General features: G+C 62.8%; 18 protein-coding genes. 8 read left to right on the plus strand and 10 right to left on the minus strand.

Going from position 1 to position 18,746, the window contains the following annotated elements:
• Positions 1-74: 74 nt before the first annotated feature.
• The 3 genes from AC6I9R_RS07750 to AC6I9R_RS07760 form a co-directional block, all read right to left on the minus strand.
• The gene (locus AC6I9R_RS07750; protein WP_461424997.1) at positions 75-1,286 is read right to left on the minus strand and encodes an NAD-dependent epimerase/dehydratase family protein; all 1,212 of its coding nucleotides are present in this window, start codon (positions 1,284-1,286) and stop codon (positions 75-77) included.
• 162 nt (positions 1,287-1,448) lie between these two features.
• Entirely contained in the window at positions 1,449-3,821 is a 2,373-nt protein-coding gene (locus tag AC6I9R_RS07755; protein WP_461424998.1) for a hybrid sensor histidine kinase/response regulator, read from the minus strand.
• Between the two features lie 155 nt (positions 3,822-3,976).
• Complete coding sequence (locus AC6I9R_RS07760; protein ID WP_461424999.1) at positions 3,977-4,450, minus strand: putative pterin-binding protein; 474 nt, start codon at positions 4,448-4,450, stop codon at positions 3,977-3,979.
• 165 nt (positions 4,451-4,615) lie between these two features.
• Here AC6I9R_RS07760 and AC6I9R_RS07765 point away from each other — a divergent pair, with 165 nt between their 5' ends.
• Together AC6I9R_RS07765 and AC6I9R_RS07770 are read left to right on the plus strand one after the other, a co-directional pair.
• Positions 4,616-5,227 (plus strand): response regulator transcription factor, encoded by a 612-nt coding sequence (locus AC6I9R_RS07765; protein ID WP_461425000.1) that lies wholly within the window; start codon positions 4,616-4,618, stop codon positions 5,225-5,227.
• Between the two features lie 290 nt (positions 5,228-5,517).
• Positions 5,518-7,065, plus strand: coding sequence for a Do family serine endopeptidase (locus AC6I9R_RS07770; protein ID WP_461425001.1), 1,548 nt, complete (start codon positions 5,518-5,520; stop codon positions 7,063-7,065).
• An 83-nt stretch (positions 7,066-7,148) separates the two neighbouring features.
• On the opposite strand, the gene AC6I9R_RS07775 is transcribed toward AC6I9R_RS07770, so the two are convergent.
• Both AC6I9R_RS07775 and AC6I9R_RS07780 read right to left on the minus strand, forming a co-directional pair.
• A complete protein-coding gene (locus AC6I9R_RS07775) occupies positions 7,149-7,706 on the minus strand; it encodes a peptidoglycan-binding domain-containing protein (RefSeq protein WP_461425002.1) in 558 nt (185 codons plus the stop codon).
• A gap of 66 nt (positions 7,707-7,772) precedes the next feature.
• Positions 7,773-8,153, minus strand: coding sequence for an OB-fold nucleic acid binding domain-containing protein (locus tag AC6I9R_RS07780; RefSeq protein WP_461425003.1), 381 nt, complete (start codon positions 8,151-8,153; stop codon positions 7,773-7,775).
• Positions 8,154-8,262: 109 nt separating this feature from the next.
• On the opposite strand from AC6I9R_RS07780, the gene AC6I9R_RS07785 reads away from it, so the two are divergent.
• The 3 genes from AC6I9R_RS07785 (at position 8,263) to aspS (ending at position 11,337) form a co-directional block, all read left to right on the plus strand.
• The gene (locus AC6I9R_RS07785; RefSeq protein ID WP_461425004.1) at positions 8,263-8,586 is read left to right on the plus strand and encodes a 2Fe-2S iron-sulfur cluster-binding protein; all 324 of its coding nucleotides are present in this window, start codon (positions 8,263-8,265) and stop codon (positions 8,584-8,586) included.
• Positions 8,587-8,593: 7 nt separating this feature from the next.
• Positions 8,594-9,439, plus strand: coding sequence for an FG-GAP repeat domain-containing protein (locus AC6I9R_RS07790; protein ID WP_497863087.1), 846 nt, complete (start codon positions 8,594-8,596; stop codon positions 9,437-9,439).
• A 122-nt stretch (positions 9,440-9,561) separates the two neighbouring features.
• Positions 9,562-11,337, plus strand: coding sequence for an aspartate--tRNA ligase (gene aspS, locus AC6I9R_RS07795; RefSeq protein ID WP_461425006.1), 1,776 nt, complete (start codon positions 9,562-9,564; stop codon positions 11,335-11,337).
• On the opposite strand, the gene AC6I9R_RS07800 is transcribed toward aspS, so the two are convergent.
• A complete protein-coding gene (locus AC6I9R_RS07800; RefSeq protein ID WP_461425007.1) occupies positions 11,334-12,041 on the minus strand; it encodes a response regulator in 708 nt (235 codons plus the stop codon). The genes aspS and AC6I9R_RS07800 overlap by 4 nt on opposite strands.
• Before the next feature lie 165 nt (positions 12,042-12,206).
• Between AC6I9R_RS07800 and mce the strand changes: the two genes are divergently transcribed.
• A complete protein-coding gene (gene mce / locus AC6I9R_RS07805; RefSeq protein WP_461425008.1) occupies positions 12,207-12,611 on the plus strand; it encodes a methylmalonyl-CoA epimerase in 405 nt (134 codons plus the stop codon).
• Positions 12,611-12,895: a DUF1467 family protein gene (locus tag AC6I9R_RS07810; RefSeq protein WP_461425009.1), complete on the plus strand. Its 285-nt coding sequence runs from the start codon at positions 12,611-12,613 to the stop codon at positions 12,893-12,895. Before mce ends, AC6I9R_RS07810 begins: the two co-directional genes overlap by 1 nt.
• On the opposite strand, the gene AC6I9R_RS07815 is transcribed toward AC6I9R_RS07810, so the two are convergent.
• The 3 genes from AC6I9R_RS07815 to topA all read right to left on the minus strand — a co-directional run bounded on the left by AC6I9R_RS07815 (position 12,861) and on the right by topA (position 16,956).
• Positions 12,861-13,586: an EI24 domain-containing protein gene (locus AC6I9R_RS07815; protein ID WP_461425010.1), complete on the minus strand. Its 726-nt coding sequence runs from the start codon at positions 13,584-13,586 to the stop codon at positions 12,861-12,863. The genes AC6I9R_RS07810 and AC6I9R_RS07815 overlap by 35 nt on opposite strands.
• Entirely contained in the window at positions 13,583-14,176 is a 594-nt protein-coding gene (locus AC6I9R_RS07820) for a nitroreductase family protein (protein ID WP_461425011.1), read from the minus strand. The genes AC6I9R_RS07815 and AC6I9R_RS07820 overlap by 4 nt, the downstream gene beginning before the upstream one ends.
• Positions 14,177-14,244: 68 nt before the next feature.
• Entirely contained in the window at positions 14,245-16,956 is a 2,712-nt protein-coding gene (topA, locus tag AC6I9R_RS07825) for a type I DNA topoisomerase (protein WP_461425012.1), read from the minus strand.
• A 117-nt stretch (positions 16,957-17,073) separates the two neighbouring features.
• On the opposite strand from topA, the gene AC6I9R_RS07830 reads away from it, so the two are divergent.
• The gene (locus tag AC6I9R_RS07830) at positions 17,074-17,511 is read left to right on the plus strand and encodes a hypothetical protein (protein ID WP_461425013.1); all 438 of its coding nucleotides are present in this window, start codon (positions 17,074-17,076) and stop codon (positions 17,509-17,511) included.
• Here AC6I9R_RS07830 and dprA read toward each other — a convergent pair.
• On the minus strand, positions 17,508-18,713 hold the full coding sequence (dprA, locus tag AC6I9R_RS07835; RefSeq protein WP_461425014.1) for a DNA-processing protein DprA: 1,206 nt from the start codon (positions 18,711-18,713) through the stop codon (positions 17,508-17,510). The genes AC6I9R_RS07830 and dprA overlap by 4 nt on opposite strands.
• Positions 18,714-18,746: the final 33 nt, after the last annotated feature.

The following is an 18,746-nucleotide window of genomic DNA, read 5'->3' on the forward strand; positions in this document are numbered from 1 at the left end:
GCACGGGGCCTTGCCAGACACGCGAGAGCCAGCCCCACCTCCACGCGGGGCTGACCTCTGCGAGAGGGTCAGGATCAGGCGGCTTTCTTGTCGAGGGTGACAACGCCGGGGCGCTGGTTCTCGGTCCAGGTGGACACGCAGGGGATCGAGTGCATCAGGCAACGGTCCGCGTATTTCGCCGCGATGTCCTGGGTTTCTTCCATCAGGCCATAGGCCAGCGTCACGGGCTCCAGGCCCAGATCAATGAAAGAGGCGTTGGACACGCGCAGGCCATTCTCTGCCGCCTCGTTGCGAGGGTTGTCGACCATGGCAACCTCTGCGCCCGTGTTAGCGGCCACGAGATTAGCGAGGGAGCGGACGGTGTGCGTCTCGGTCATCTGGTTCATGATCTTGACGCGGCCGTCCTTGGCGGGCGGGTTCTCCACAGCCAGGGAGATGCACTTCACCGTGTCCTTGATGTGGATGAACGCGCGGGTCTGACCGCCCGTGCCATGGACCGTCAGCGGGTGGCCGACGGTGGCCTGCATCAGGAAACGGTTCAGCACGGTGCCATAATCGCCATCGTAGTCGAAGCGGTTGATCAGACGCGCGTCCAGCTTGGTCTCATCGGTCTGGGTGCCCCAGACGATGCCCTGGTGCAGGTCGGTGATCCGCAGAAGGTCGTTCTTGGCGTAGAATTGGAACAGCAGCTGATCCATGGACTTTGTCATGTGGTACACGCTGCCCGGGTTGGTCGGGTAGAGAATATCGCGCTGGAAGATCTGCTTGTCGTCTCCGGGGACGAACACGCGCAGATAGCCCTCGGGGATCTCCATGCCGTCGTCGTCGTAGCCGTAGACGCCCATGGTGCCGAGGTGGATCATGTGAGGGTCCAGACCCAGTTCGATCACGGCGGCCAGAAGGTTGTGGGTGGCCGAGATGTTGTTGTCGACGGTGTAGCGCTTCTCCTCGATCCCTTTCATGGAATAGGGGGCGGCGCGCTGCTCGCCGAAGTGGATGATGGTGTCGGGCTTGAAGGCGGCCAGCAGGCCGGTCAGGCGGTCAAATTCGCGGGCGACGTCGATGCACTCGAAATTGATCGTCAGGCCGGTGATCTCGTGCCAGGCTTCCAGGCGCTCTTCTACGGTGGCGATGGGCGTCAGGCTGTCGGCACCCATTTTCTTGTCGATCCAGCGGCGCGAGAGGTTGTCCACGATGGTGACGTTGTGGCCCTGCTTGGACAGGTTCAACGCGACGGGCCAGCCGCAGAAACCGTCGCCGCCGATGATGAGAATATTCTTGGTCATGGTCTTTGTCCTTTAGGTTTTTCTGGCCGCCTCCTTGGGCGTGCCCTCGTTTCGATGGACAAGGATCTACGGACAAATCTCACTAGAGTGGGCGCACCGAGGGATAGGTTTGCGGATAGATCGGCAGGGGCGCCTATACCGAGGGATAGGCCGTCCCTGCCTTTAGGCGTGGGTCTTGAGATGGGCGCGCAGGGCATTGGCGCAGTCTTCAACCGCACCGCGCAGGGCGGCGACGTCCGGGCTTGCGGGATCAGTGGCGTCGATTAGCGCGACCAAGGGCTGCAGACCTAACAAGGCCGCCCCGCCGCGCATCTTGTGCAGGACCGCCGGCACATCCGTGCCGGACGCGGTCAGCGTCGCGATGGCCGATGTGGACTCGGCTGCGAAGGTTTGAGCGGTGCGCAATACCTTTTCCGCCCCCAAGGCCGAGACAAGATCGTCAAGAACGACCGCATCCAAGCCATCTTCCGAAGGCACGCCCGGGGACGCGACAGACGTCTCAGCCACCAAATCGCGCAGGACAGAGAACCGGATCGGCTTGGTGAAAAACCCGTCCATACCTGCCTTGAGTGCCCGGTCGCGGTATTCTTCGCGGCCATGGGCCGTGAGCCCAAGGATGCGGGTGGATTTGTTGGGGCCCGCCTCGCTTCGGATGCGCCGCACGGCCTCAATCCCGTCCATCACGGGCATGGAGACATCCATGATGATCAGATCAAAGGCGCTTGCCTGGGCCGTCTGCAACCCTTGCAACCCGTCGGCGGCCTCGGTCACATTGTGGCCGATCCGCTCCAACATATCCCGCAGGACGGAGCGGTTGATCGCATTGTCCTCTACGACAAGGATCGATTTGCTTGTTGTGTTGGGCGCCTGTGTCTTCGGTTTCCCCTCGGTTTCACTGACTCTTTGAGCCCGCCGCAATGGAACACGCAAGGTGAAGGTGCTGCCGATCCCCACCTCCGATTGAACCGTCAGATCGCCCCCCATCAGCCGGGCCACTTTGCGAGAGATCGACAGGCCAAGCCCATCTCCGCGTACCTGCCGCCCCTCGGAATGGGCGAGGGCCACGAAATCCTCGAAGACATCCTCCAGATGCTCTTTTGGAATGCCGCGCCCGCTGTCGGTCACGGTAATGGTGGCGTTTGTGTCATCGGCGCCATGGATTCCGTCGACCACGACGTGGATCGTGCCCTGGTCCGTGAACTTGATCGCGTTGCCGATCAGGTTGGTGAGGATTTGCCCAATCCGCCCGCCATCGCCATCAAACACACGGTCCATGCCGGGGGTGACCTCCACCGCCAGACCCAGATCCTTTTCCTGCGCCAAGGGCGACAACACATCGGTGATGCCCTCCACCATCGGGCGCATATCAAAAGGATAAGGCGACAGCTGCATCGACCCCATTTCGATCCGCGTGATGTCCAGCGCTTCGTTCACATGCTCCAACAATATCTCGCCCGAGGCGGAAGCCACGCGCGCGTAGCGGTCCTGTTGCTTGGTCAGTTTGGTCTGGCGCATCAGGTCCAGGACCCCAAGGATGCCATTGAGCGGTGTGCGCATCTCGTGGCTCATCACCGCCAGGAATTGCGACTTGGCCCGGTCCATGGTCTCGGCCTTGTCACGCGCGTCGATCAGCTTTTGCTCATTGATCTTTCGCACCGAAATGTCGCGAAGATAGGCGACGAACAGCTCTCCCTCCGCAGTTTGGACGGAGGTGATGTTCAGCTCCACCGGAAACTCTTCCCCGGATTTCCGCAATGCCGAAAGCTCCACCCGGCCCGCATCGACGACGTGGGCATCATGGGTCGCCAGATACCGCTCCATCCCCGCCGCATGGGCGGCGCGGTGGTGGTGGGGGATGATCGTGTCATCCATTTTGCGGCCGAGGATTTCATTCCGGTTCCACCCGAAAATCCGCTCGGCCGAAGTATTGAACTCGACAATCTCTCCGGCCTCATTGGCCGTCACGATGGCGTCCAGAGAGGCCTCGACGGTCGAGCCCAGACGCGCCGTTGACGCGTTCAACTGCGCATCCCTCACATCCGCTCGGGTCAACAGGCGATCAAGGAAGATGAGCACGCCGGTCAGGCCCAGGATGACCGCAATCGCGATTGCACCCGTCAGGGTTAACAGTCTCGCAAACCCAGCGCGCCGCGCCTCGGCCCGCCGTGTGCCGGCCTCCAGCCCGGTCAGAACGAGATCCCGCATGTCGGGGCGGATGTCGCGGGTCAGGTCTCGCAGGGTTGTGATATCGGCCAGTGACAGATCCGGATCTGCATCAAGGATTGCAATGACGGCATCTTGGTAGGCCGTGACCCGACCCCACAGCGGCGCGCTTTCGTCGGGAAACAACGCGCGCGCTTCGCCGCGACCGATGATCAACAACCGGCTGAGCGCAATGTCCGCGCGAAGGCGCACCTCGCCCAAATCCGGAGCGTCGCTTACGGCGGCATCTGTCAGAGTTGTGTCAAGATTTGCGACCTCGGTTTCGACCTGAAGGATAGTCCATTGCAGGTTGTCCGCATCCGCCGTCGACAACCCGCGCAACTCACGGACAAGGTTCGCACCTAGCAGCCCCAGCAACAAAATGAGGATCGGAACCCCGATCAGGACGCCGACGCGCCTGCGCTCTGTGGTGACGATGCCCTTGCCTCCCGTCGTTGCGTGCTGCGCAACCTATTATGAGCGGGCGCTCAATCCAAAGCCTCAATCCGGTCAAGTTGCCAAATGCTTTGTGCGTAGATCGTTTCGGTCTGAAACGCCGGGTCGCTATCATAGGGAAACACGATCCAGAAAGGGCCTTTGTCCCGAACCGACATCGGCGCGCCGTCCAGCCTTGTGGCCACAATCGGAAAGGGATCACCCTCCGCCGGGGCAGGCATCTCGATCGCATAGTCGTTTAGCGCGGTCAGCGTCAGGACGTCGCCTGAGGATCCAGCAGCCTCCAGCACGTCGCTCAAGGAAGGGCCTGTGAAGGTGACCTCCCCCTCCGTCCAGATCGTCGTCGTGGTAATCGTCACCTGCTCCAGGGCATCAAGGTCGGCGAGCGTAAACGTGCTTACGAACCCACCCTGAGCGGACACTTGAAGGGCCCTCGGGTCCTGCGCGGCCAAAGAAGTTGCCAGCGCTGCCGTCGCCGTGACAGCCAGAAGGAGGGGACGGATCATGGGGCAAGACCTTTGTGCGAAGCATACGAGGGGCTTGTTAGCATCAGCCGGTTCACAGCGCGGCATGAGAATGAGGATAGGTCTATATACTTTGGTATAGGTTTGCCTCGTAGAGGCCATTTTTTGAAACTAGACTAAGGCATCACACGAAGAAGAAGCCCGAGCATGCCAAACATACTTGTAGCCGATGATCACGACCTGGTGCGCGATACCATCGCGGCCTACCTGGGCCAGCAGGATGACTTTCACGTCGAGACCGCGCCTAGCCTCCCCGAAGCGCAGACGCTGCTTGCCGGGCAAATCCCCTTCGATCTTGTGCTCTTGGACTACAATATGCCCGGCATGGACGGCCTTGCAGGGCTGGAAGCCGTGGCGAAGGCTTACCCCCACATCAAGGTTGTCCTGATGTCCGGCATTGCCACATCTGACGTTGCGCAGAAGGCCATGACCGTCGGCGCCAGGGGGTTCCTGCCCAAATCTGCGCCCGCGAAATCCATGGTCAACGCGATCCGCTTTGTTCTGTCCGGCGAGCAGTACTTTCCCTTCGGATTTGCGGAGGCAAAGCCCGAGAAACGCGAAAGCTTCATGGGGTTATCCGGGCGGGAGATGGAAACGCTGGAGCATCTGTGCAACGGCGCCTCCAACAAGCAAATCGCCCGCGCGCTGGATCTGGCGGAAGTCACCGTGAAGCTCCATGTGAAGAACATACTTGCAAAGCTGGACGTGAACAACCGCACCCAGGCGGCGCTTTTGGCGAAAGAGAAGGGTGTCTTCTAGACTTGGTCTCGCCTTGAAGCCCGTTGTCCGGTGGCAACGAGGCCCGTGTTAACCTCTTGAGCGTTGAGCCTGCTTTCAGGCGCTGGTTTCTGCCGATGCCTCAAAAATATGCGTTGGTTTGCACCGAACCCCGTGGCACCCTTGTTCCCAAAGGCGTCCCATGTTCACGTCCATGTGACGATTAGCGAGGCAAGGGTCGGGTTTCCATAACTTGATTACCCGCGCGGGAGCCCAAAATATGATGAGAGGGCAGACGTGCCTGCCCGACGGTTTTCAGGAGGCTATTTGCCGTGACGATCCACTCAAGACCCCCAATACCCCCTCAACATGAGCGTTTTCATCAGCAGGACCGGGCGCGCGCGGTTGCCGCAACGCCCTCGGCGCGGTTTGACGCCCGCATTGCGATTGGCGCCCTTGTCGCCGCGCTGACCGCGCTGGCTGTTATGGTCTCTGCGTTGCCCGCCCGCGCCCAGAACGCGGCCCTGCCGGGTTTTGCCGATCTGGTCGATCAGGTTGGCGACGCCGTGGTCAACATCACAACGTCTTCCGTTGTCGCCGGTCGCGCCGGTGGCCCGGCACCGCTGGTGCCCGAGGGCTCTCCGTTGGAGGACTTTTTCAATGACTTCCTTGGCCCCGATGGTGGCGACCGCGATGGTCCCGCGCCGCGGCGCAGCCAGGCCTTGGGATCCGGCTTCGTGATCTCGGAGGATGGCTACCTGGTGACGAACAACCACGTCATCGAGGGCGCTGACGAGATCATGATCGAGTTCCGCAACGGGACGGAGCTTGTTGCCGAACTCGTTGGCACCGATCCCAACACCGACATCGCGCTTTTGCGCGTCGAAAGCGAAGAGCCGCTGCCCTTCGTGCCCTTCGGCGTCGCCTCTGACCACCGGGTCGGCGACTGGGTGATGGTGATGGGCAACCCGCTGGGGCAGGGCTTTTCTGTCTCGGTCGGTGTGGTTTCCGCCTTCGGACGCTCGCTGAGCGGCACCTATGATGACTTCATCCAGACCGACGCGGCGATTAACCAGGGCAACTCCGGCGGCCCGCTGTTCAACCTCGACGGCGAGGTCATCGGCGTGAACACCGCGATCCTGTCGCCCACCGGCGGCTCCATCGGCATCGGCTTTGCGATGTCCTCGGACGTTGTTGTCAACGTGGTCGAGCAGCTGCGGGAGTTCGGCGAAACCCGGCGCGGCTGGCTTGGCGTGCGCATCCAGGACGTAACGCCGGAAATGGCCGAGGCCCTTGGCCTGGAAGAGGCGCGCGGCGCGATGGTCACTGATGTGCCCACGGGCCCGGCGCTCGATGGTGGCATCGAGGTTGGTGACGTGATCCTGACGTTTGATGGCAACGAGGTGCAGGACACCCGTGGCCTGGTCCGCGTGGTCGGCGATAGCACCGTGGGCGAGACCGTGCGCGTCATGGTGTTCCGCGACGGCGGGACCGAGACCCTGCGCATCACCCTTGGCCGTCGCGAAACGGCGGAAGCTGCGGCGGCGCCCGAGGTGGGCGATACGCCGGATGAGGGTCCCGCCAGCGTGGTTCTGGGCATGACGCTGACGCCCCTGACCGACGAGCTGCGCACCGAACTGGACGCCATGAACGTTGAGCGCGGATTGGTGATCACGATGATCGACCCGATCTCGGACGCGGCTGAAATGGGCCTGCAGGTGGGCGATATCATCACCGAGGTGACCCAGGCCCCCGTTGGCACTGTGGCCGAGTTGCAAGAGCGCATCGATACCGCCGATGAGGCGGGGCAGGAGACGATCCTGCTGCTGATCCGCCGCGACGGCAACCCGCGTTTCATGGCGCTCAGCATCAAGGGCTGATCTGAAGCCTTCTGCGGAGGCAAAAGAAACCCCCGGCGCGCTGTCAGAGCGTCCGGGGGCTTTTCTTTCGGGGCCGGTGCTGCTCAGCCCTCAGATTGTTCCGGATCCCAGACCGACAGACCAAGCTGGCGCGCGGCGGCCAGGGACAACACGCCGCTGTCCAGGCCCTGGGGCTGCTGATAGGCGCGGATCGCTTGCACCGTGGCGCGGTTCATCATGCCGGTGGCGGCGCCGCCGTAGTGTCCGCGTGCGGTCAGGGCGCGCTGAAGATTGGCGATGTATTCGACGTTGCCTTCCATGGCGCAGGGTGTCTCGAACCAGGTTTCGGTCCGGTCTTCGATGATCCGCTGCTCGGTCGCGGTCACGAAGACGGCGGGGCGGCGGACGTTGCCGTTGCGGTCCAACTGCTCGGGCTCGACCATCAATTGTTCGGTCACGGTCTCGATCACCGCAGGCTCGATCTCGCGCCCGTAACAGCTTTGGGGATTGGCGTCCGGTGGACCGACGCCTCGGCTGACCTGCACGCCGCCGGACCCGGAGTTGGTGCTGGGGTCGATGACCGAGGTGAAACTGTCTTCAGGCGGGGCCGATTGGCACGCCGCAAGACCGCCTAGGGCGGCCAAGATTATCATTTTGCGCATGGGACTGCTCAACGTCCTGATTTTGTTTTGCGGCAGCCTAGCGGAAAACCTGTCGCCAGGGAAGCGTCACGGCTGATCACCGGCGCGTGTTGGCTCATGCAGCGCCACCAGCGCGTCCAGCATGGGCGAGATATCCTCCACATGTTCGGCCACCACATGGGTCACGCCCGAGTCTCTTTGAATGCGGCCTGTGACCCGTAACAGCCGTCCCGAAATCACCGCGCGGCGGTACTGTTGGTAGAGCTTTTGCCAGACCACGACGTTGCAGACGCCAAACTCATCCTCCAGCGTGATGAAGATCACGCCCTTGGCGGTGCCGGGGCGCTGGCGCACCAGCACAAGGCCCGCGACGGCAATCCGTGCCCCCTCCGCCGGCAGATGCAACAGGTGGTGCGGCAGGCAGGCGGGTGGGCGTGGCCATTCTGGAGGGCGTGATACGGGTTCCATTTGGAACAAAAATAGAACATGCAGAAGCGGATGCAAGGGGCGCATTCGTGCTGGAAAGGCGCGCGCACCCGTATTACCTAGGAGCGACACAGTTTTTCAGGGGCGGACCATGGCCAAGATCACCTACATCGAACACAACGGCACCAAGCACGAGGTGGAGGTCGCCACCGGGCTGACCGTTATGGAAGGCGCGCGGGACAATTCCATTCCGGGGATCGAGGCCGATTGCGGCGGTGCCTGCGCCTGTTCGACCTGCCACGTCTACGTGGACCCGGCCTGGGTGGACAAGCTGCCCGCCATCGACCCGATGGAAGAAGACATGCTGGAATTCGCGTTCGAGCCTGATACCGCCCGGTCCCGTTTGACCTGCCAGTTGAAGGTCACGGATGAATTGGACGGCCTGGTTGTCCAGATGCCCGAGAAACAGATCTGAGGCCACGATGGCGCCGCGACTGCTGTCTCGCATCGGGAGAGAGTGCGCCCGCGGCGCGTGGATAGGGCTGTGCCTGGGGCTGGCGTCGGCGGGCGGCGCGCTTGGATGCACCGTTGCGGCCCATGAAGCCACGCAGATGCCCGAGAGCCTGAGCACGCCCTGGAGCGACGGGACGCTTGCCTGGTACGACGGACCCACGACCCGTTACGCCCATGGGGTTCTGGGCGACGCCGTTGAGGGGACGCGGCTGCACGTCTACACTGACGTCGCGATCACGCCCTGCGGTGATCAGTCTGTCGAGCTACCGTCCGAGTTGGTGTTTGAAGACACAGCACCCCGGTTGGTGGACCTCAACCTCGACGGACGGCCCGAGATCATCGTGGTGCAGAGCCACCAGCGCCTCGGCGCGCAGCTGGCGATCTATGGTATCTCGGACGACGGCGAAGGCCTTCATCAGATTGCGGCCACGCCCTTCATCGGGCGCTCCAACCGCTGGTTGGCGCCCATCGGGGCCGCCGATTTGGACAGCGACGGGATGATCGAGATCGGCTACATCGACCGCCCCCACCTTGCGCGCACCCTGCGCGTCTGGCGTTACGTGCCGGGCGGTTTGACCGGGCAGGACCAACTTGTGGAAGTCGCCGCGCTGGAAGGCCTCACCAACCACCGCATCGGCGAGCCGTTCATCACCGGCGGCCTGCGTGACTGCGGCGCGGGGCCGGAGATGATCACCGCCAACCGCGGTTGGAGCCGCGTGATGGCGACGAGCCTCTTGGACGGCGCGCTTGACGCCCGTCCCCTCGGCGCGTTCAGCCAAGATGCCGTTTCCCGCGCGCTGGCGTGTCAGCTCTGACACCATCTCGGTTGCAAAACAGGCATTTCCACCGCCCACCGCCCGGCCTTCGCGCTCGGACTTGACTTCGCGGGCTCTGGGCGGTCTATCCGACACCGCAAAACCACCCCGGAGTACCCCCGATGCACGCCTATCGCAGCCATTCCTGTGCCGCCCTGACCGCCGCCAATGTGGGCGAGACGATCCGCCTTTCGGGTTGGGTGCATCGCCGCCGTGACCACGGTGGAGTTATCTTCATCGATCTGCGCGACCACTTTGGCATCACCCAGGTGCTCTGCGACCCCGACAGCCAGGTGTTTTCCGAGGTCGAGAAACTGCGGGCCGAGTTCTGTATCCGCATCGACGGCGAGGTGAAGGCCCGCGACGCGGCCTTGGTGAACGACAAGCTGCCCACCGGCGAGATTGAAGTGTTCATTCGTGATCTCGAAGTTCTGGGCGCGGCGGCTGAACTGCCCCTTCAGGTGTTCGGCGATCAGGAATACCCTGAGGAAACGCGCCTAAAATACCGCTACCTCGACCTGCGGCGCGAGAAGATGCAAAACAACATGATGCTGCGCTCGGACGTGGTGTCGAGCATCCGCAAACGCATGTGGGACAAGGAATTTCGCGAGTTTCAGACGCCGATCATCACGGCGTCCTCGCCGGAAGGCGCGCGAGACTTCCTGGTGCCCTCGCGCCAGCATCCGGGCAAATTCTACGCCCTGCCGCAGGCTCCGCAGCAGTTCAAACAGCTGTTGATGGTCTCGGGATTCGAGAAATACTTCCAGATCGCGCCGTGCTTCCGCGATGAAGATCCGCGCGCCGACCGCTCGCCTACGGATTTCTACCAGCTCGATCTGGAGATGAGCTTTGTGGAGCAGCAGGACGTCTTCGACACGATCGAGCCCGTCCTGCGCGGTGTTTTCGAGGAGTTCGGCGAGGGCGCAAGCGTCGATCAGGACTGGCCGCTGATCAGCTATGCCGATAGCGCGCTGTGGTACGGCACCGACAAGCCGGACTTGCGCAACCCGATCAAGATGCAGGTCGTGTCCGAGCATTTCGCGGGCTCCGGCTTCGCGATCTTCGCCAAGTTATTGGAGCAGGAAGGCACGCAGGTGCGGGCGATTCCGGCGCCCACGGGCGGGTCACGCAAGTTCTGCGACCGGATGAACAAGTTCGCGCAAGAACAAGGCCTGCCGGGCATGGGCTACATCTTCTGGCGCGATCAGGGCGAGGGGATGGAGGCCGCAGGACCGCTGGCCAAGAACATCGGGCCGGAGCGGACGGAAGCGATCCGTCAGCAGTTGGGCCTCGGCGTCGGCGATGCCGCGTTCTTCCTGGCCGGTAAACCGGCGCAGTTTGAGGCCGTGGCAGGCCGTGCGCGTACCGTGATTGGGGACGAGCTTGGCCTGACCGAGCAGAACCGTTTTGCCTTTGCCTGGATCGTCGATTTTCCGATGTATGAGGCGGATGAAGAGACGGGGAAGATCGACTTCTCTCACAACCCGTTCTCGATGCCGCAAGGCGGACTTGCCGCGCTGGAGGGTGACCCGCTATCCGTCCTGGGCTACCAATATGACTTGGCTTGCAATGGCTATGAGCTGGTGTCCGGCGCGATCCGGAACCACCAGCCCGAGATCATGTTCAAGGCGTTTGAACTGGCGGGTTACGGCGCGGATGAGGTGCGCAAGCGTTTCGGCGGCATGGTCAATGCCTTCCAATATGGCGCGCCGCCGCACGGGGGCTGTGCCGCCGGTATCGACCGGATCGTGATGCTGCTGGCGGATACGGCGAACATTCGCGAAGTGATCTTGTTCCCGATGAACCAGCGGGCCGAAGATCTGATGATGAATGCGCCGTCAGACCCGATGCCGGATCAGCTGATGGAGCTTGGTCTGCGCGTCATCCCGCAGGATTAAACGACGCCCGCAACCGCCTGGATGCGTCCCGACAGGACCGCGCGCAACGCCGCGCGGTCGGGGGCCCCTAGGGTATCGGCCATGTCATGGGCGTGCTTTTCCAGCGGTTGATCCTTTACGGCGCGTGCAAGGCCAATCAGGAAGCGTCGAAGGTAGCCGACCGGCGGGCTGTCGAGGGCAAGCAAATCCATCGCATGGCTGAGGTCTTCGCGTAGGGCGAGGGGATCGGGATCAACGCTGACGATTTGGGCGGCACGGGGCCCGGACGGGCGTTGTGCATCGGGAAGGTGAGCCAGGATGGCGGCCTGGTACTCGGCAATCGTGGACACGGGCTTGGCGATGAAACCGTCTGCGCCGTTGGCCAGGACGCTGGCCTCCGCTGCCTCCCGCTCGGCGCCGGAAGTGCCCAGGATCACCTGCACGCGAGGCTTTGTCTCGGCCATCGATTTGATCAGATCCAGACCGGACCCGTCGGGCAGCCCCAGGTCAACGATCGCAACGGTAGGGGAATAGACGTTCAGGTGCCGTTCCGCCGAGGCAAGGCAATCGGCGCGGCGCAGGCGCGCGCCTGAGCGCAAGCTCATCAAGCGGATCGCTTCCGAGGCGTATCGACTGTCTTCGACAACAAGGATCGTAAGGCCCAACAAAGGGCGTTCTGCCGTGGGTTGCGGGCGGAGGTCAAATTCTTTCAGTCGATCATCCATAACGGGTCCATTGGGTTGGGCGCGATTCCTTCACACTTTCAATGTGTCGCACACTCAAGGTTTACGATCCGTAAACAGACACCCCGATGCGACATCGCCCGACCTTGCCCCCGCGCGCCCATCGCGCCATATCCCCTGCAAAGCCCCTTAATCGGAAGAGCCCCCATGATCGGACGCCTGAACCATGTTGCCATCGCTGTGCCGGACCTCGACGCGGCAGCCGCCCTTTACCGCAACACGCTGGGTGCCGATGTCGGCGCGCCTCAGGACGAGCCTGATCACGGCGTGACCGTCATCTTCATCACCCTGCCCAACACCAAGATCGAGCTGCTTTACCCGCTTGGGGATAACTCGCCCATAGCTTCGTTTTTGGAAAAGAATCCTGCGGGAGGCATCCATCATATCTGTTATGAGGTTGAAGATATCCTAGTGGCCCGTGACAGGCTAAAGGCCGAGGGCGCTCGCGTTCTGGGCACCGGTGACCCCAAGATTGGCGCCCATGGCAAGCCGGTTCTTTTCCTTCACCCGAAGGATTTCACCGGCACTCTGGTCGAGTTGGAGCAGGTCTGATGGGCGTTGTCACCGGCATCGTCCTTTACGCGATCATCTGGTTCATGACGCTGCTGATTTCGCTTCAGGTGCGGGTCACAAGCCAGGACGAGGCAGGCGAGCGTGTTTCAGGCACCCATGGCTCCGCTCCGGTCAATGCGAAAATGAAAACGCGGGTGATCTGGACCAGCATCTTTGCCGCGGGCATCTGGGCGGTGATCGCGTCGATCATCGTCTTCGAGCTGATAACGCTCGAAGATATTGACCTCTTTACGCGGTTCGGCCTGGGCTCGACACCGCGTTAGGGCTCGTGCCGTTCAGCATGTGGTAGAGGTGGGTGAAGGTCGCGGCACCGAGGATCGGAACCAGCAGGTTCACGACCGGGATGGTCAGCGGAACGGTCATCAAGACGCCCGCCAGGAACAACGTGGGCCGGTTGCGCTTGCGGAACGCGGCAGCGCCCGCTGAATTTTCCCGACGCAGGGCGACCATCTGGCCGTACTCGCGGCCCAGAAGAACGCCGTTCACGACCCAGAACAGGATCGGGGCGAGGGGGGCGAAGATCAGGTAAAGGATCAGCGCGACAAGGTTCACGAGGGTCAAGACGCCAAGGAATTTTGCTACATCTGCGAGGGCTTCGCCGATCGACAACTCTCGTGACGGCGGCAGGCCCTTGTAGTGTTTGTCCTCGACCGCGCCTGCGACGCGTTCCAGGAAGATGCCCATGAACGCGCAGGCGACCGGGACCATCAGGAAGATCGACAGAAGCAGCATCAGCGGAATGCCCGCAAAGGTTAACGCATTGTCGACCCAGGTGATTTCGCCGATCCAGGGCAGGGTGAAACTGTCGGGCAGCATCCAGCCAATGGCCAGCGCGAAGGCGGCATAGAAAGCCACCAGAAGAGCTACCGTCAGGCCGATGCCAAGACCCAAGACACCTAAGAAGCGGCTATCGGTCAATTGGCCGAGGGCCTTGAGAAAAGCGTTGATAATCATGTATCTACCCAAGTGGTGAGCGCGTCGATGTTGGGGCGCGGGCGGTCCGGGGGAACACGCGCCTCATTGGCTATGTGGACATAGCCCGCGACAGTTTCATGGGGGAAAAGCTGCAAGCCTTGCGTCATAAACGGGCGGTCCGTGGCGCGCCAACCGGTTAACCAAACGGCGCCCCACCCGGCGGCAAGCGCGGCGTTCACCAGTGACAAACAGACCCCCGCGGCAGAGGCAAATTGCTCGGCTTCGGGCACCATCGGATGGTGCTTTGGGCTGGAGACGACGACCACGATCAACGGGGCCCCGACGAACCCGGTGTAGGCTTTATCGAGACGGTCTGGGTCAATCCCAAGCTCTGCGCCGCGCGTTTTGGTCAGCGTTGCCAGGCGTTTGCAGGCGGGCGCGTCCAGCACGATGAACCGCCAGGGCTCTAGCTTGCCGTGATCCGGCACGCGCACGGCGGCGGTCAACAAGGTGCGCAGCGTCTCCCGGTCCGGTGCCTGGTCGCCCAACATCCGGGGCGGACGCGAGCGCCGCGACAGCAGAAAATCGAGGGCAGCGGGGTTCGGCGACAAAGGGGGTGCATCGGACATAGTCAGGATGTCGGACGCGTCGGCGGGAAGATCAAGGCTTGGTCGCCCGAAAACTCGCCGCGCGCCCCTCAGGTCGCCTTCTTGTTCGCAGCCGTCTTCTTTTTTGCTGCCGGTTTCTTCTTGGCGGCGGGCTTCTTCTTACCGGACTTCGCAGCGCGCTCTGCAATCAGTTCCACCGCTTGGTCGATGGTAATCGCGTCGGGTTCAATCGTGTCGGGGATGGTGGCGTTGATCTTTTCCCACTTCACGTAAGGTCCATATTTGCCCTTCATCACATTGACCGGCCCGCCTGCGTCGGGGTGTTCGCCCAATTCACGCAACGGCTTGGCCGCTTGCCCGCGCCCGCCACGTGAGGCGACCTTTTCGGCCAGAAGTTGCACGGCGCGGTTCATGCCGACAGTGAAGACCTCATCAAGGCTTTCGAGGTTGGCGTTGGTGCCGCCCCTATCGGATGTGCTTTCCGCGTGCTTCAGATACGGTCCGTAGCGCCCGATGTTGGACCAGACCATAATGCCGTCTTCGGGGTGAGGCCCGATCTCGCGCGGAAGCGAAAGCAGCATCAACGCGCGTTCCAGATCCAGCTCTTCTGGTGGCCAATCCTTAGGAACAGACTGGCGCGGCGGCTTCTTGTTTTCTTCCGTGACCGCGCCGCGCTGAACGTAGGGGCCGAAGCGGCCCTTGAAGATACGGATCTCGTCGCCCGCGTCCTCGCCGAGCAGCTTGCCGTCAGGCGGAATGGCCGAGGCCTCGGCCTCCGGATCTGGCGGGCCGAAGGGTCGCGTGTAGCGGCACTCGGGGTAGGCGGAACAACCGATGAAGGCGCCACCTGCGCGCGCGGTGCGCATGGACAGGCGTCCGATGCCGCAGTTGGGGCAAAGGCGCGGGTCCGTACCGTCGCCGGGATCGGGGAACAGGTGCGGCTCCAACACCTCGTTGATTTTGTCGAGCACCTCGCCGATGCGCAGATCAGCGGTTTCGGCGATGGCGGCATGAAAATCGCGCCAGAACCGATCCAGCACATCCTTGTAGTGCCGGTCGCCCGCACTGACTTCATCGAGTTGTTGTTCCAGATCAGCCGTGAAGTCATATTGGACGTAACGGTTGAAATAATTGGACAAAAATACCGTCACCAGACGGCCCTTGTCCTCGGGAATCAGACGGCCCTTGTCCTTCAGGACGTAGCCGCGGTTCTGGATCGTGTCCATGATCGAGGCATAGGTGGAGGGGCGCCCGATGCCCAATTCTTCCATCCGTTTGACCAGCGTCGCCTCGGTGTAACGGGGCGGGGGGGCAGTGTGATGTTGCTGGCCCAACACGGCGCCAGAGGCCGATAGGATCGCGCCTTTGGAGCGGCGCACATCGCCGCTTGGCGTTGCGTCGTCCTCCACGACATCATCCGCCGCGCCCGAGAATTTGGCGTAGTCCGCCGCCAAAGCCTGGGCCACGTGGGTCAGCGCGTCGCCCTTGTGAACCTGGGGCAGGCGCTTGCTGTCTTCGTCATCGCCCGCGTCATCGCGGCCTTCCTCATAGACCTTGAGAAAGCCGTCAAAGAGCATCACCTGACCGGTCGCACGCAGCTCCACGTCGCGGTCGTCGGAGGCGATCGTCACCGTGGTCCGCTCCAACCGCGCCGCCTCCATCTGGCTCGCAATCGTGCGCTTCCAGATCAGATCGTAGAGCTTGCGCTGGTCATCCTCGGACAGCTTCAAATCGGCGGCGGCCTTCGACATATCCGTGGGGCGCACACATTCGTGGGCTTCCTGGGCGTTCTTGGCTTTATTCTTGTATATCCGGGGCTTGCCGGGAACATAGTCGTCCCCGTAGCGCGCCTTGATCGCGCCGCGCGCGTCCTCCACGGCCTCGGGCGCCATGTCGATGCCGTCCGTCCGCATGTAGGTGATGTGACCGGCCTCATAGAGCCGCTGCGCGGTGGACATCGCCTGCTTGGCGCCCATCCCCAGCTTGCGGGAGGCTTCCTGTTGCAGGGTCGAGGTCATGAAGGGCGGCGAGGGGTTGCGGTTGGCGGGTTTGGCCTCCACCTCCGCCACCTTCAGCTTGCGCGAAGACACGGCTTGAACGGCAAGGCCTGCCTCGGCGGCGCTTGGCAAGTCGTAACGGTCGAGCTTCTTGCCGCCCAAAACCGTCAGGCGCGCCTCAATCGACTGGCCGCGTGGCGTGTCGAGCACGGCGCGGACAGACCAGTATTCGCGGGGGCGGAACGCCTCAATCTCCATCTCCCGCTCGACCACCAGGCGCAGGCAGACCGATTGCACTCGGCCTGCGGATTTCGCTCCGGGCAGCTTGCGCCACAGCACCGGTGACAGGTTGAAGCCCACCAGATAATCCAACGCGCGCCGGGCCAGATAGGCCTCTACCAGCTCCATATCAACCTGGCGCGGCTCGGCCATGGCCTTGGTCACGGCGTCCTTGGTGATCGCGTTAAACGTCACGCGGCTGACCGGCGTGTCCTTCTTGATCGCCTTGCGGGATGTCAGCGCTTCCTGCAGGTGCCAAGAGATCGCCTCCCCCTCGCGGTCAGGGTCAGTGGCAAGGATCAGGGAATTGTCGTCTTTGAGCGCATCGACAATGGCTTTGACGTGTTTTTTGGAATCACTTCCAATCTCCCACTTCATGAAGAAGCCCTCTTCGGGGTCCACCGAGCCGTCCTTGGACGGCAGGTCGCGGACGTGTCCGTAAGAGGCGAGGACCGTGTAATCACTGCCCAAATACTTGTTGATTGTCTTGGCCTTAGCCGGGGATTCGACAACAACAACGGGCATGTTTGGATCACTTTCAAACGGAGTGGGACTGGCGGCGGAACATGTGGGGCCTTGGGGTGGGATGTCAATGCGGTGTGCGACGGGGTAGGGTCGAAGCATTGATTAAGGAGGTTAAGGATGCGTCTTTTCTATGGGACTACATTGGCGATATTTTTGGGTTTCGGAGCCCTGGCGCAGGCTGCGCCGTTTGAGCCCCCGCGAGGGTCCGAGTTGCGCCGGGAATTGCTCGATACCATCCGACCGCTTGCCGCCTATGATCTGGGTGCGCCCCTTGAGTTTCGCGTGTTGGAGATGTCGGTCGACGGCGACATCGCCTTCGCCCGGCTTATGGCGCAGCGTCCAGGCGGGGCGGACATCGACATGACGACCACGCCGATGGTGGAATGGCGCTACGCAGAGCCCTTTGAGTTCGATGGCCCGAGGTTTGAGGTCTTCTATGTCCGGGACGGGGATCATTGGCAGATCGTAAACTTTGGCATGGGATCGACCGATGTGTGGTGGTGGCAGTATCGCTGCGAGACCTTCGGGACGCTGTTGCAAGAGTATGGCTGTTAGCCTGCGCTGACCATGCCGCCCGCCGACCGGGTGACGCGCCCTGACATTTCTAGCACCGCCAGGGCCTGGGCCATTTCGCGCGGCGTGGCGTCGAGGTCGCGGATCATCTGATCCTCGGCCACGGGCGTGGGCCCGAGGTGAGCGAGGATGCGCCCCTCCAACCCGCCATCTTGCGCCTCATCTCGGGTGACGCTTTTCGGCTCCTGTGCCCGCTCCGGCAGTGTTGCGCGCCCCTGTGGGCGGCCGAGCGCTTCAATCACATCGTCCACGCCGCGCACCAGCGTGGCGCCATCGCGCAGCAGGATATTGGCGCCCGAGGCGCGGCTATCCATTGGATGACCGGGCACGGCCATGACCTCGCGCCCCTGATCCGCGGCGCAGCGCGCGGTGATCAAGGAGCCCGAGCGCGCGGCGGCTTCAACCACGATCACCCCCTGGGCCAGGCCCGAGACGATGCGGTTGCGCCTTGGAAAATGGCGTGCCTGGGGTTGCAGCCCGAGGGGTTGTTCGGACAGGCGCAGACCGGTTTCTGCGATTTTGGCAGCAATCTCGGCGTTTTCGCTCGGGTAGACGACGTCCACCCCGCCCGCCATGACCGCGATTGTCCCGGTCTCAAGGCTTTTTCCATGGGCAATCGCGTCGATCCCGCGCGCCAGGCCCGAGACGACGGTGAAACCGGCCTCGCCCAGTTCCGCCGCCAGCTTCCGCGTCATCCGCGCGCCCAGGCTGGAGGCATTGCGCGTGCCCACCAGCGCGACGCAGGGCCGCGCCATCAGGCTGGTGCGACCAATGGCCCACAAAACCGGCGGCGCATCGGTGACCTCGGCCAATGTCTCTGGGTATTCGGGATCCCCCAAACAGATCATCCGCGCGCCCACTCGGGCGGCGGCGCGCAATTCCGCTAGAACCACCGGCTCTGGGCAGACTTCATATTTTTGGACACCTGCGGCAGCGGCCACCTCGGGCAGTGCCTCTAGCGCTGCGGCGGCGCTGCCGTGTTCGGCCAACAGGCGCAGATACGTGGCCGGACCCACCCGGCGCGAGCGGATCAGGCGTAGGCGCAGCAGACGGTCATCATCGCTTTGGGCGGGCGGCGGCGTATAGGCCACGGGCGCATCGTGAAAGGCTGCGTCGAACCAATCGGTCGGCTGCTGAGTTTCGGCCCATTGGCCAGACATCGGAGAATCGGGTGCGGTCCACATGCCTTAGGGTTTGCTTGGATGGGTTAACGAAAC

The organism is Gymnodinialimonas sp. (assembly GCF_059726805.1).